The sequence below is a fragment of the Alsobacter sp. P4_H11 genome (assembly GCF_056400925.1).
On sequence record NZ_JBFUKI010000001.1, the window covers coordinates 1 to 13179 of the forward strand.

The following is a 13179-nucleotide window of genomic DNA, read 5'->3' on the forward strand; positions in this document are numbered from 1 at the left end:
CGTCAGCACACTCCGGTTCGGTCCAAACAGGCGAAAGCCTCCAACGACCAACACCCTGGCGCGGGGTGGAGCAGCCCGGTAGCTCGTCAGGCTCATAACCTGAAGGTCACAGGTTCAAATCCTGTCCCCGCAACCAAAGCCCCTCATACCCAAATGCAAAAACGCCGCCCAACAATGGGCGGCGTTTTGCGTTCGGGAACGCCGCGCATTGCTGAGCCAGTTCCTGCCAAGCAGCAGACGGCAAAAAGCCCGAGACGAGCTCGGGCTTTCCACCTGCGCATCCCGGCCGAAACCGGGGCGTCGCGCGCTTACTTCAGGTTATAGGCCGGGGCGCCCTTCAGCTGATCCTTGGTCATGCTGATCATGCCATGGTCCGGGTAGGTGCGGGCGTTGTCGCCGCTGCGCGCCACAGTTCCGGTCGTGTCGGTCGAAGCCGGCGCCGCGGCGGTGTTGCTGGCCGTATTCATGCCGGCCGAACCGGCCGTGCCGGCGCTGCCGGAGGCGCTGCTGCCGGCCGTGCTGGCCGTCGTGGCCTTGCGGGGCGTCTCGCTCCACTGGATCGCGTTGAACGGAACCGCGACGTCCTTCTCGCCCATGCCGAGGAAGCCGCCGACGCCGATCACCACGCCCTTGACGTTGCCCTGGTGGTCGACCAGCACGTCGCTGACGTCGCCGACCTTCTCGTCATTGGGGCCGTAAATGTCGACGCCCATCAGCTTCGAGCCGCGCCACTGGCCGGCCTGATCGTTGGTGATGAACTGAACCGAGCCAGCGGAGGTCCCCATGGCGGGCGAGCTGGTCGCCGGCGGCGCCGTGGTGGCGGGCGCAGGGGTCGACGGATTCGTCTGCGCGACGGCCGTCCCGGCCAGCAGAGCGGTTGCAATCAAACTGGTGGCGAGTTTGGCTTTCAGCATTGTGGTGTCTCCGATGCCGATGAAAAATTCGATGCGCGCCTAGATACGCGCTCCCTGATAACTGCAGGAGGGCCGGATGGTTCGCGAGAGTTGCTCCGGATTTCATTGCAGGAAACCCCAATCTTCTGCCGTAAGCTAGGCTTTGGCGGCTGGAGACTTGCGCTGTGTGGAAGCCCGAAAGGCATCGCAGACTCTCGTTGACTCCGTCCTCGATCGCTGGAATCCATAGAGAACAAAAGTGGAACATAAGCACAGGAAACCCGTGGAGCCATGTCTGCATCCGCGCAGCCTCTCGCCGTCTCTGCGCTTCGGGAGCGCATCGCCGCCATCGGGGCGGACGGTTCGGCGCGTGGCTTTACGCCGTCGCGTCAGCTGGTTTCGCTTGGCGTCGACGCCGTCGACCAGGCGCTCGGGGGCGGTCTTCGGCGCGGCGGTCTCCACGAAATTCGTTCCGCCGAACCGGGCTCGACTGCGCCGGCCTCCGGCTTTGCGCTGGCCCTGGCGGCGCGCCTGACCGCCGCCGACGGGACGTCGGCTCCCTGGCTCTGGGTGCGGCAGGATTTCTCGGGGCTCGAAGCCGGCGAACCTTATGGCCCCGGGCTCGCGGCCTTCGGCCTTGACCCGGCGCGCCTCGTTCTTGTGGGAGCCGCCGACGCCTCCGATGTGCTGCGGGCCGCCGAGGAGGGGCTGCGCTGCGCCGCCTTGGGCGCCGTCTTGATCGAGCCCTGGGGAGATCCTCGCGTCCTGGATCTCACCGCGAGCCGCCGGCTGGTGCTGGCCGCGGAAGCGTCCGGGGTGGCGGCTCTCCTGTTGCGTCCGGGCGCCCGGGAGGGCCCTGGCGGGTCCGCCACCCGCTGGAGCGTCGGCCCGGCGCCCAGCGCCGCCTTGCCGGCCCGCGGCGTAGGCCCCCCGGCCTTTCAGGTCGTCCTGTCGCGAAGCCGGCAGAGCGGCCTGGATGCTTCAACCCTCTCCCGGCCGGCCACCGCCGGCCATCTCCCAGACGCCCCTCCGGTCCACGCCCGGGAGGGCGATGGCTGGACCATGGAATGGCGTCCCAATGAACGCATTTTCGCCGACCCTCTCCGCCGCGAAGCCCGCAATGCCGACCCGGAGCCCGTCCGGGCGTTTCCTGGCGGTGCGTTTTCCGCGGCTTCCGGTGGATCGCCTGCGGAGAATGCAGGCTCGCACGGGTTCGCGCGACGCGCCCCCGCGGACGCCCCAAAGCGGGGAGGAATCCGCCGCGCCGGTTGAGCCGCCGCTCGTGGTGGTCGAGAAGATCAGGGGCTCGCATGTCGTGGCGTCCCTCGACGAGGCGGCGTCCCGGGCCGGCGTTTCGGCCGGAATGACGCTCTCCACCGCGCGGGCCATTCATCCCGGGCTGGCCGTCATGGAGGCCGACCCGGCCGCGGACGCCCGCACGCTCGAAACGCTTGCCGATTGGGCCGAGCGCTACACCCCCTTTGTCGGGCTGGATGGCGCCGACGGCCTATTGCTTGAGGTCACCGGGTCGGCGCATCTCTTCGGTGGCGAAGCCGCCATGCTGGGCGACATGCTGCGACGCCTGCGGCGCGCCGGTTATGCGGCGGCCGGAGCCATCGCGGGCGCGGTCGGGACCGCCCGCGCGCTGGCGCGCCATGGCGACAGGTCGGTCGTGATCCAGACGGGCGGCGAGGCCGAGGCGGTCGCCGCCTTGCCGATCGAGGCGCTGGCCTTGTCGCCGGACGCCGTCACGGCGCTGCATCGGCTCGGGCTGAAGCGCATCGCCGATCTGGCCGACCGGCCGCGCGGACCCTTGGCGGCGCGCTTCGGGGCGGATCTGCTGTCGCGCGTCGATCGTGTGCGCGGGCTCGCCGAGGAGCCGGTCTCGCCTCGCCGTTCCTTGCCGTCCTGCACGGCGGAGCGGCGCTTCGCCGAGCCCATCGGGCACGAGGAGGATGTCCGGCGCTCCATCTTGTCCCTGGCGGCCGATCTCTGCGCCGTGCTGGAGCGCCGTGGCGAGGGCGCGCGGCGGCTGGAGCTCGTGTTCTTCCGGGCCGACGGCGCGGTGCGGCGCATCGTTGTCGCGACAGGCCGGCCCTTGCGCGATCCGGCCGGCATGGCGCGGCTGTTTCGCGAAAAGCTGGACGCCCTGGCGGACCCGGTCGACCCCGGCTTCGGCTTCGACGTGATGCGGCTCGCCGCCCTGATGACCGAGCGGCAGGACGCAGCCCAGACGGGCCTCGATCGCCGCGCAGAGGACGCCGAGGCCCTGGCCGAACTGGCCGACAAGCTGGCCGCCCGGTTCGGCGCGCGCCGGGTGCAGCGGTTCATCCCGCAGGATACGCATTGGCCGGAGCGCGCCTCCCTGGCGGTTCCGGCGCAACGCAGCGGGCTGGCGCTGGCCGAAGACTGGAGCCCGGTGCTCGAGCCCGATGAGCCGCCGACGCGGCCGCTGCGGCTGCTCGCCAGGCCCGAGACGATCGAGGTTCTGGCCGAAATCCCCGATGGACCGCCCATCCGGTTCCGTTGGCGGCGCGTGCTGCACGTGGTCCGCAAGGCGGAGGGGCCGGAGCGCCTCGCTCCCGAGTGGTGGCGCTCCGCGGCTGACGCCCTGACGCGGGATTACTTCCGGGTCGAGGACGAGGTCGGGCGCCGGTTCTGGGTTTACCGCGAAGGGCTCTGGGGACGTGAAACGACCGCGCCCCGCTGGTTCCTGCACGGGCTGTTCGGGTGAGAACCGCCGCGGTTCGCTTCAACCGCCGCGGTTCGGTTGAGAACCGCCGCGGTTCGGTTGAGAACCGCCGCATGATCGAGGCTCAGCCATGACCCTGTCGCCATGATGCCCGTCGCCCGCAAGGGCGAGAACCCGCCCTACGCCGAGATCGCCGTAACGACGAATTTCTCGTTTCTGCGCGGCGCCTCGCATCCGGAGGAGCTCGTCGCCGAAGCCTGGCGGCTAGGCCTCGCCGGGATCGGCGTGGCCGATCGCAACTCGCTCGCCGGCGTGGTGCGGGCCCACACGGCCATGAAGGAAACCGGCGCTGCCGAAGCCGGCATGCGCCTCGCCGTGGGCGCGCGGTTGGTGTTCGCGGACGCAACGCCGGACATTCTGGTCTACCCGCAGGATCGCGCCGCTTACGGGCGGCTGAGCCGGCTCCTGACGCTTGGCAAGCGTCGGGCCGGAAAGGGCGATTGCACGCTGGCGCTGGGCGACCTGCTGGAGCACGTTCAAGGGCAGAACCTCGTGCTGGTCCCGCCCTTGCGGATCCCGGCCGCCGAGGCGACGCGGCTCCAGGCGGTGCTGGCCCAGCTGGTCGAGGCCGCGCCGGGAGCGGTCTGGATGCTCGCCGCCTTGCCGCACGCCGGTGCGGATCGCCGGCGCATGGCGCGCCTGGAGGAGATCGCGGCCGCGAGCGGCGCCCGGCTGCTCGCCTCCAACGACGTGCTCTATCACAACGCCGATCGCCGGCCGCTGCAGGACGTGCTCAGCTGCGTACGTGAGCATTGCACCATCGAGACGGCCGGGCGCCGGCTCGAGGCCAACGCCGAGCGGCATCTGAAGTCGCCCGACGAGATGGCGCGGTTGTTTCGCCCCCATCCGTCCCTGCTCGCCGAGACCATGCGGTTCCTCGATCGCTGCCGCTTCTCGCTGGAGGAGCTGCGCTACGAGTACCCGGACGATCCGGTGCCGCCCGGCAAGACGCCGCAGCAGCATCTGGCCGATCTCACCCAGGCGGGCGCGGCTCATCGCTGGCCCGAGGGCGTTCCGCTCAAGATCCAGGGATTGATCGCCAAGGAGCTCGCCCTGATCGCGCAGCTGAACTATGCGCGCTATTTCCTCACCGTGAACGACATCGTCGCGGAGGCGCGCCGCCGCAAGATCCTGTGCCAGGGGCGCGGCTCTGCGGCGAATTCCGTGGTTTGCTACTGCCTCGGGATCACGGCCGTCGATCCCACCGAGATCGACCTCCTGTTCGAGCGCTTCGTGTCGGCTGAACGAAGCGAACCGCCGGACATCGACGTCGACTTCGAGCATGAGCGGCGCGAGGAGATCATCCAGTGGATCTATGAGCGCTACGGCCGCGAGCGCGCCGGCATCGCCTCCACGGTGATCAGCTACCGGCCGCGCAGCGCCATCCGGGACGTCGGCAAGGCGCTGGGGCTGGCCGAGGACGTCACGGCCGCGCTCGCCGGCACCGTCTGGGGCAGCTGGGGCAAGGGCATCGAGGAGAACCAGGTTCGCCAGGCCGGGCTGGACCCGCACAACCCGGCCATCCGCCGGGCGGTCCACATCGCGCTGGAGCTGCTGGGCTTCCCCCGCCACCTCTCGCAGCATGTCGGCGGATTCATCCTGACGCGCGGCCGGCTCGACGAGACGGCGCCGATCGGCAACGCCGCCATGGACGACCGCACCTTCATCGAGTGGGACAAGGACGACATCGACGCGCTCGGCATTATGAAGATCGACGTGCTGGCGCTCGGCATGCTCACCTGCCTGCGCAAGGGGCTGGACTTGCTGCGCCGGCATGGCGGGCCCGATCTGGAGCTCGCCACCATCCCGCGCGAGGACCCGGCCGTTTACGCCATGCTGCAGCGGGCCGATTCGCTGGGCGTCTTCCAGGTCGAGAGCCGCGCCCAGATGAACATGCTGCCGCGGCTGCGGCCGGCCACGTTCTACGATCTCGTGATCGAGGTCGCGATCGTGCGGCCCGGCCCCATCCAGGGCGACATGGTGCATCCTTATCTGCGCCGCCGGCAGAACCGCGAGAACGTCATCTACCCGAGCCCCGCGCCCGAGCATGGCGACAAGGACGAACTCAGGAACGTGCTCGGCAAGACGCTGGGCGTGCCGCTCTTCCAGGAGCAGGCCATGCGCATCGCCATCGAGGCCGCCAAGTTCACGCCCGACGAGGCCAACCATCTGCGCCGAGCCATGGCGACGTTTCGGCGGGTCGGCACCATCCACCTGTTCCAGCAGAAGATGGTGGAGGGCATGGTGCGGCGCGGCTACGACGCCGAATTCGCGGCCCGCTGCTTCAAGCAGATCGAGGGCTTCGGCGAATACGGCTTTCCCGAGAGCCACGCCGCCTCCTTCGCGCTGCTCGTCTATGCGTCGTCCTGGTTGAAGTGCCACCACCCGGCCGCCTTCGCGTGCGCGCTGCTCAACAGCCAGCCGATGGGCTTCTACGCCCCCGCGCAGATCGTCCGCGACGCCGTGGAGCATGGCGTCGAGGCGCGGTCGCCGGACGTGAACGCCAGCTTCTGGGACAACACGCTGGAGGAACGCGCGGACGGCTCGCTGGCGCTGCGCATCGGCTTTCGGCAGATCGACGGTTTCCGGGAGGAGTGGGGCCGGAAGCTGGTGGAGCGGCGCAGCGGGTTCTACGGCAGCGCCGAATCGCTGCAGCGGCGCGCCGGCCTGTCCAAGGCCGCGCTGGTGCGCCTCGCCGAAGCGGACGCCTTCAGGTCGCTCGGCCTCGACCGCCGCAACGCCGCCTGGGCGGTGCGCCGTCTGCCGGACGACATCGCGCTGCCGCTTTTCGAGGCCGCCGGCGCGGAGGAACTGGCCGAGGAGCCCATGGTTGCGCTGCCCGCCATGCCGATGCCCGAGCACGTCGTGGCCGACTACCAGACCATCCGTTTGTCGCTGAAGGGCCACCCGATGGGTTTCCTGCGGCGCTTCTTCGCCCGCGAAGGCGTACGGGACTGCCGGGCGATCGCCGATATGCAGAACGGCTGGCGAGTGCGCGCCGCCGGCGTCGTGCTGGTGCGCCAGCGCCCGGGCAGCGCCCAGGGGGTGGTGTTCATGACCATTGAGGACGAAACCGGCATCGCCAATTGCGTGGTCTGGCCCACCCTGATGGAACGCTACCGTAAGGAGGTGATGGGGGCCCGGCTCGTGCTGATCGAGGGCCGCATCCAGCGCAGCCCGGAGGGCATCGTCCACGTAGTGGCCGAACGGCTGTTTGATCGCTCGGCCGAGCTCGGCCGCCTCTCGCGCGACGACATGCCGGTTCCGCTCGCCAACGCCGACGAGGTGCGCCGCCCCGTCGCCGAGAACCGCACGTCCGGCGGCCACGCCATCCGGCAGCACCCGCGCAATGTTCGCATCCTGCCGAAGTCGCGCGACTTCCATTGAGCCAGCCTGCGGCCCAAGCCGTGTGGCGTCAGGCCCGTCCCACGAAAGCTCGAAGGCGCTCGGCCAGCGCGCCCTCGTCGCGGGTCTCGCATTCCCACACCACCAGCGAGCGCCAGCCGCGCTCGTCCAACTCCGCCTGCGTCGCCATATCCCGGGCGCGGTTGCGGGCGATCTTGGCCGTCCAGTACTCCCGGTTCGCTTTGGGCGTGCGCGCTCCACGCGCGCAATCATGCCCATGCCAGAAACAGCCATGCACGAAAATCGCGGCCTTGCGACCCACATAGGCGACGTCCGGCCGGCCGGGGATGTCGCGGCGATGCAGCCGGTAGCCCGGCGCGATCCCGCGCAGAAGGCGGCGAACCAGCAGTTCGGGCGTGGTGTCGGCGGATTTCACGGCCCGCATGATGGCGGAGCGCTTTGCTGCCGGATCTTCCGGCGGATGGCCCGTCACTCGGCCGCCATCACCAGGGGCGCGCGCAGCAGCGGCTCCAGCAGGTGCTCGCGCAGAAACGCCACCACCGGCACCGCGAGGCCGTCGCCAGCGAGGTGGTAGGCCTCGTTGTAACGGGCAGGCAGCATGTAGCTGTCCGGCAGCCCCATCAGCCGCGCCGCCTCGCGCGCCGACAGGAGACGGCTGCGGATGCGCGATCCCTCCACCACCACAATCGTCTGCCGGCTTGATCCGCCGGACGCCGTGCGCAGGCAGCCGGCCACGCCGTCGAATCGCACCTCGGCTCGCTGCTGCTTGCGGCCATCCGGGTCGACGCGCGTACGCCGGTAAAGGGTCCCCACCTGCCGCCCACCAGCCGCCTGCGCTGCCGCCACCTTGGCGCGGTGCGCGGGCGTCATCAGCGCGAGCAGCCGCTCTGTTTGGGCGGGATCGTGCCAGGCCGCGTCATTGGGCCCATCGAGCACCAGATCGGCGAGCTGTACCCGGCGCGCCTCGGGCGGCGGCAGGCGCCACCAGCGCCAACGAGCCGAAAGCCGGGGCGGCAACAGGGCTTGCGCCCGCGCCAGCGCGTCCGACCGCCACATATCCGCGCCTCCTCCGATCGCATGCGGCGGCACGGAAGCGTCGTCCCGCACCGCGACGAAGAACACCCGTGGGCGTGACTGCGGGACGAAATGCACGGCGTCGAGCGTCAGCGCTCCATATAGATAGCCGAGATCGGCTAGCGCCCCGCAGAGCGCCTCGAAATCGCGGCCGGACCGGGACGACAGCGCGCCGCCGACATTCTCCAGCACCAGAAGCCGCGGCGCGCGGGCCTCCGCCCGCAGCGCTTCGACCAGGCGGGCGAAGCCCCAGAACGCTCCGGACCGAGCGCCCGAGAGCCCGGCGCCGCCGCCGGCCAGCGAAAGGTCCTGGCACGGAAAGGACGCCCAGGCGAGATCGGCCGCGCCCGGCAGGTCGGCGGCCGTGAGCGCATGGATGTCGCCCTGCCGCATCTCGGCGTCGCCCCAGTTTGCCCGGTAGGCGACCGCCTTCTTGGGATCAAAATCATTGGCGAACAGGCAGCGCCAACCATCGCCGAGCCCCGCGCGCGCCATGCCGCCGCCGGCGAAGAACTCGTAAAAGGTCGGCTGGTCGGGGCCCCGCATGCGCAAAGCATAGAAAGCGCGCCCGAGTCTGTCGATCAGGCGCGCGGATCAGTTGGGGACAGGGAAGTCGCGCGGGTCCGTTCGCCTGACGCTGTTCTGCTTCGGCTCACGGCAAGGCAGCGGAAACAGCAAAAACGCGGCCGCCCCACGCGGGAGAAGAATGCGCGGAGCGCAATGATGTTCCTGTATGAACGCTAGCGTGCCGTCTGCGCCGCCAGGGCCTTCTCGCGCATCGCCGTCAGCGTCGTGGCGGGGGTGATCGCCTCCGGGTCGATCAGGCAATGCAGGATGGCGGGCTTGCCGGACGCGACGGCGCGGTCGAAGGCGGGGCCGAACTCCTCGGCCGTCTCCACCCGCTCGCCATGGCCGCCGAACGCAACCGCATAGGCGCGAAAATCCGGATTCTTCAGCGCCGTGGCCGAGACCCGGCCCGGATATTCGCGCTCCTGGTGCATCCGGATGGTGCCGTACATGCCGTTGTCCACCACCACGAAGATCACCGGCAGCTCGTATTGCACGGCGGTGGCGAACTCCTGCCCGTGCATCAGGAAGCAGCCATCGCCCGCGAAAGCCACCACCATGCGGTTCGGCTGCGCGCGCTTCGCCCCGATGGCGGCCGGCACCCCGTAACCCATGGAGCCGGACGTCGGGGCCAGCTGCGACCCGAAGGAGCGGTAGCGCAGGAAGCGCGCCGGCCAAGTGGCGTAGTTGCCGGCCCCGTTGGTCACGATGGCGTCGGCCGGCAGGCGATTGCGCAGCCACAGCATCGCCTCGCCCATCTGCAGCCGGCCCGGAATGCGCGGCGGCTGGCCGGTCCAGGCGAGATAGTCCTCGCGCGCCTGTCGGGTCTCTGCCGACCACGGGATCTGGTTCGGCGGTTGCAGGCTCTCCAACGCGGCCGCGAACCCGGCCGGCGACGCGCAGATGCCCAGCGCCGGATGGTAGACGCGGCCGAGCTCCTCCGAGCCCGCATGCACATGCACGAGCGTCTGCTTGGGGGTGGGAATGTCGAACAGCGTGTAGCTCTGCGACGCCATTTCGGACATGCGGCTGCCGGCCAGGATCACAAGGTCGGCGTCGTCGATGCGCGCCTTCAGCTTGGGGTTCGGCGCGATGCCGATCTCGCCCGCATAGTTGTCGTGGTCGCCCGAAAACAGCATCTGACGGCGAAACGAGGCCGCGACCGGCATGTCGAAGCGCTCGGCGAAGCGCTGCACGCTCGCGCAGGCCTTCGGCGTCCAGCCCGTGCCGCCCAGGATCATGATCGGCTTCTTCGCCGCCCAGATCAGCTTCTGCAGCTCGGCCATCTGCGTCTGGCCCGGCCAGATCTCCACCGGCTCGACGCGAGGCCCGGCCTGCACGGCCGCGAGTTCGAGCAACATGTCCTCCGGCAGCGCAATCACGACCGGCCCCGGCCGGCCCTGCATGGCGACGTGAAAGGCGCGCGACACCACCTCGGGGATGCGCTCCACCTCGTCGATCTCGGTGGCCCACTTGGCCATGGTCCCGAACACGGCCCGGTAGTCCATCTCCTGGAACGCGCCGCGGCCGCGCATCTCGCGCGCGATCTGGCCGACGAACATGATTAGCGGCACGGAATCCTGCTCGGCGATATGGATGCCCGCCGACGCGTTGGTCGCGCCCGGCCCGCGCGTCACCATCACGACGCCCGGCCGCCCGGTGAGCCTCGCCGTGGCGTCCGCCATCATGGCGGCTCCGCCCTCCTGCCGGCACACCGTCACGTTGATGCTGGCGTCATGCAGCGCGTCGAGCACGGCCAGGAAGCTCTCGCCCGGCACGCAGAACACGTGCTCGACGCCCTGCTGTTGCAGGCAATCGACGATGAGCTGTCCGCCCGTGCGGGCCGGAAGGGTGGTCATGCGCGTGTCCTCGTTCGTTTGCGCTCGCGGTGTTCTACTTGGGCGCCAGTCTCTCCGTCATCCCCGGCGACCTGCGGAGCAGGTCGGGAAGGGGATCCAGGGGCAAAGGCGCTCACCCCTGGATCCCCTTCCCGGCGTTGCACGCCGCCGGGGATGACGGCCGCAGGAGGGGAAACCTCATGACCGCTACAGATGGTCGTGGCCCATCCATCCCGCATCGGCCAGCACCTCGTCGGTGTGCTCGCCGAGCCGGGGAGACGGCCGCTGCGCCACCATGGGCTGGCCGTCCAGCACCAGCGGCGAGCGGATGCTCGGGATGCTGCCGCCTTCGGCATGTGGCGCGGGCAGGTCAACCCGCATGCCGCGATGGCGCGCTTGCGGGTCCTCGAACACGTCCGCGACGGTGTTGATCGGCCCGGCCGGCACGCCGACGCGCTCCAGCGCGGCCAGCAACTCGTCGCGCCGAAAACTTTGCGTGCGCGCCGCGAGCTGCGGGATCAGCGTCTCGCGATGCCGGATGCGCAGCGCGTTGGAAGCGTAATCGGGCGCTTGGCCGAGCTCGGCCACGCCCAGCACTTCGCAAAGCCGCCTGTATTGCCCGTCATTGCCGGACGCGATCACGATGTGGCCGTCCGCCACCGGGAACACCTGGTAGGGCACGAGATTGGGATGCGCGTTGCCCATCCGCTTCGGGACCTTGCCGGACACGAGGTAGTTCAGCGCCTGGTTGGCGAGCACCGAAACCTGCGTGTCGAACAGCGCCATGTCGAGATGGCTGCCCACCCCGGTAGCGTCCCGCTGCCGCAGCGCCGCCAGCACGCCGATGACGCCGTAGACACCGGTGAAAATGTCCGCATAGGCGACGCCCGGCTTCTGCGGCTCGCCATCGGCGTCGCCGGTGAGGTCCATGATGCCGCCCATGGCCTGGATCATGAAATCATAGCCGGCCCGCTCCGCATACGGCCCGTCCTGCCCGAAGCCCGTCACCGAGCACGTGACGAGCCGCGGGTTGAGAGCCCGCAGGCTCGCGTGATCGAGCCCGTACTTCTTCAGCCCGCCAACCTTGAAGTTCTCCACCACCACGTCGGCGTGCATGGCCAGCCGGCGCACCAGCGCCTGGCCGTCCGGCGTTTCAAAATCCACCGCGATGGAGCGCTTGCCGCGATTGCAGGCGTGGAAATACCCCGCCGAGAGATCGCCGCCCTCCGTCGCCGCCACGAAGGGCGGCCCCCAGGCGCGGGTGTCGTCGCCCACGCCCGGCCGCTCCACTTTCACGACATCCGCGCCAAGATCGGCCAGCGTCTGGCCGATCCACGGCCCCGCCAGGATGCGGGCGAGTTCCAGAACCTTGACGCCCGCGAGGGGCTTAGGGGCGCCTGCGGGGTCAGACATGGCTCAGAAGAACGCCTGCAGGCCGGTCTGCGCCCGTCCGAGGATCAGCGCATGGACGTCATGCGTGCCCTCGTAGGTGTTCACGGTCTCGAGGTTCTGGGCGTGGCGCATCACGTGGTATTCTTCCTGGATGCCGTTGCCGCCATGCATGTCGCGGGCTACGCGGGCGATGTCGAGCGCCTTGCCGCAATTGTTGCGCTTCACGATCGAGATCATCTCCGGGGCCATCTTGCCGTCGTCGAACAGCCGGCCGACCCGCAGCGAGGCCTGGAGGCCGAGCGTGATTTCGGTCTGCATGTCGGCGAGCTTCTTTTGCACCAGCTGGGTGGCGGCGAGCGGCCGGTTGAACTGCTTGCGGTCGAGCGTGTACTGGCGCGCCCGGTGCCAGCAATCCTCAGCCGCCCCCATCGCCCCCCACGAAATGCCGTAGCGGGCGCGGTTGAGGCAGCCGAACGGACCCTTGAGGCCGCTGACGTTGGGCAGGAGGTTCTCTTCCGGCACGATCACGCCGTCCATCACGATCTCGCCCGTGATCGAGGCGCGCAGGCTGAGCTTGCCGCCGATCTTCGGCGCCGAAAGACCCTTCATTCCCTTCTCGAGCACGAAGCCGCGGATTTCGTCGCCATGCGCGGCCGACTTGGCCCACACCACGAAGACGTCCGCGATGGGGGAATTCGAGATCCACATCTTGGAGCCCGTGATGCGGTAGCCGTCGCTCACCTTCTCGACGCGGGTCTTCATGCCGGCGGGGTCGGAGCCGGCGTCCGGCTCAGTCAGGCCGAAGCAGCCGACCCATTCGCCCGAGGCGAGCTTGGGCAGGTACTTCTTGCGCTGGTTCTCGTCGCCATAGGCGTAGATTGGGTACATCACCAGCGACGACTGCACCGAGTTCATGGACCGGTAGCCCGAATCCACCCGCTCGATCTCACGCGCCACGAGGCCGTAGGACACATAATTGGCGCCCGCGCAGCCATATTCCTCCGGCACCGTCACGCCGAGCAGGCCGAGCTCGCCCATTTCGTTGAAGATCGCGCGGTCCGTCTTCTCTTCGCGATAGGCCTCGATCACGCGCGGCAGGAGCTTTTCCTGCGCGTAGGCGCGGGCCGTGTCGCGGATCAGGCGCTCTTCCTCGGTGAGCTGGTCCTCGAGCAGGAAGGGATCGTCCCACTGGAACGAGGCGGCGGAAGACTTCGTCTTGCTCTGCGGCTGCGCGCTCATCGGGTGTCTCCTCGATTGTTTCTTGGACCACGGGCCTCCGGCCCGCCGCGGGGGGAGC

At 69.6% G+C, this 13179-nt stretch carries 9 protein-coding genes and 1 tRNA gene; 4 read left to right on the forward strand and 6 right to left on the reverse strand.

Annotated elements, in window-relative coordinates:
* The first annotated feature begins 59 nt into the window (after positions 1-59).
* Positions 60-136, forward strand: a tRNA-Met gene (locus AC1DSZ_RS00005).
* Positions 137-308: 172 nt separating this feature from the next.
* Here the strand turns inward: AC1DSZ_RS00005 and AC1DSZ_RS00010 are convergent.
* Positions 309-914, reverse strand: a complete 606-nt coding sequence (locus AC1DSZ_RS00010; protein WP_476836354.1) for a PRC-barrel domain-containing protein — start codon at positions 912-914, stop codon at positions 309-311.
* A gap of 270 nt (positions 915-1184) precedes the next feature.
* On the opposite strand from AC1DSZ_RS00010, the gene AC1DSZ_RS00015 reads away from it, so the two are divergent.
* From AC1DSZ_RS00015 to AC1DSZ_RS00025, 3 genes are all read left to right on the forward strand, one after another.
* Positions 1185-2165, forward strand: a complete 981-nt coding sequence (locus AC1DSZ_RS00015; RefSeq protein ID WP_476836355.1) for an ImuA family protein — start codon at positions 1185-1187, stop codon at positions 2163-2165.
* Entirely contained in the window at positions 2089-3627 is a 1539-nt protein-coding gene (locus AC1DSZ_RS00020) for a Y-family DNA polymerase (protein WP_476836356.1), read from the forward strand. Before AC1DSZ_RS00015 ends, AC1DSZ_RS00020 begins: the two co-directional genes overlap by 77 nt.
* Before the next feature lie 102 nt (positions 3628-3729).
* On the forward strand, positions 3730-7032 hold the full coding sequence (locus tag AC1DSZ_RS00025; RefSeq protein ID WP_476836357.1) for an error-prone DNA polymerase: 3303 nt from the start codon (positions 3730-3732) through the stop codon (positions 7030-7032).
* A 28-nt stretch (positions 7033-7060) separates the two neighbouring features.
* Here AC1DSZ_RS00025 and AC1DSZ_RS00030 read toward each other — a convergent pair whose 3' ends face one another.
* From AC1DSZ_RS00030 to AC1DSZ_RS00050, 5 genes are all read right to left on the reverse strand, one after another.
* On the reverse strand, positions 7061-7483 hold the full coding sequence (locus AC1DSZ_RS00030) for a very short patch repair endonuclease (RefSeq protein WP_476836358.1): 423 nt from the start codon (positions 7481-7483) through the stop codon (positions 7061-7063).
* On the reverse strand, positions 7480-8631 hold the full coding sequence (locus AC1DSZ_RS00035; protein WP_476836359.1) for a DNA cytosine methyltransferase: 1152 nt from the start codon (positions 8629-8631) through the stop codon (positions 7480-7482). Before AC1DSZ_RS00035 ends, AC1DSZ_RS00030 begins: the two co-directional genes overlap by 4 nt.
* 194 nt (positions 8632-8825) lie before the next feature.
* Positions 8826-10511, reverse strand: a complete 1686-nt coding sequence (locus AC1DSZ_RS00040; protein ID WP_476836360.1) for a thiamine pyrophosphate-binding protein — start codon at positions 10509-10511, stop codon at positions 8826-8828.
* A 186-nt stretch (positions 10512-10697) separates the two neighbouring features.
* Positions 10698-11903 (reverse strand): CaiB/BaiF CoA transferase family protein, encoded by a 1206-nt coding sequence (locus AC1DSZ_RS00045; protein ID WP_476836361.1) that lies wholly within the window; start codon positions 11901-11903, stop codon positions 10698-10700.
* A 3-nt stretch (positions 11904-11906) separates the two neighbouring features.
* Complete coding sequence (locus AC1DSZ_RS00050; RefSeq protein ID WP_476836362.1) at positions 11907-13121, reverse strand: acyl-CoA dehydrogenase; 1215 nt, start codon at positions 13119-13121, stop codon at positions 11907-11909.
* Positions 13122-13179: the final 58 nt, after the last annotated feature.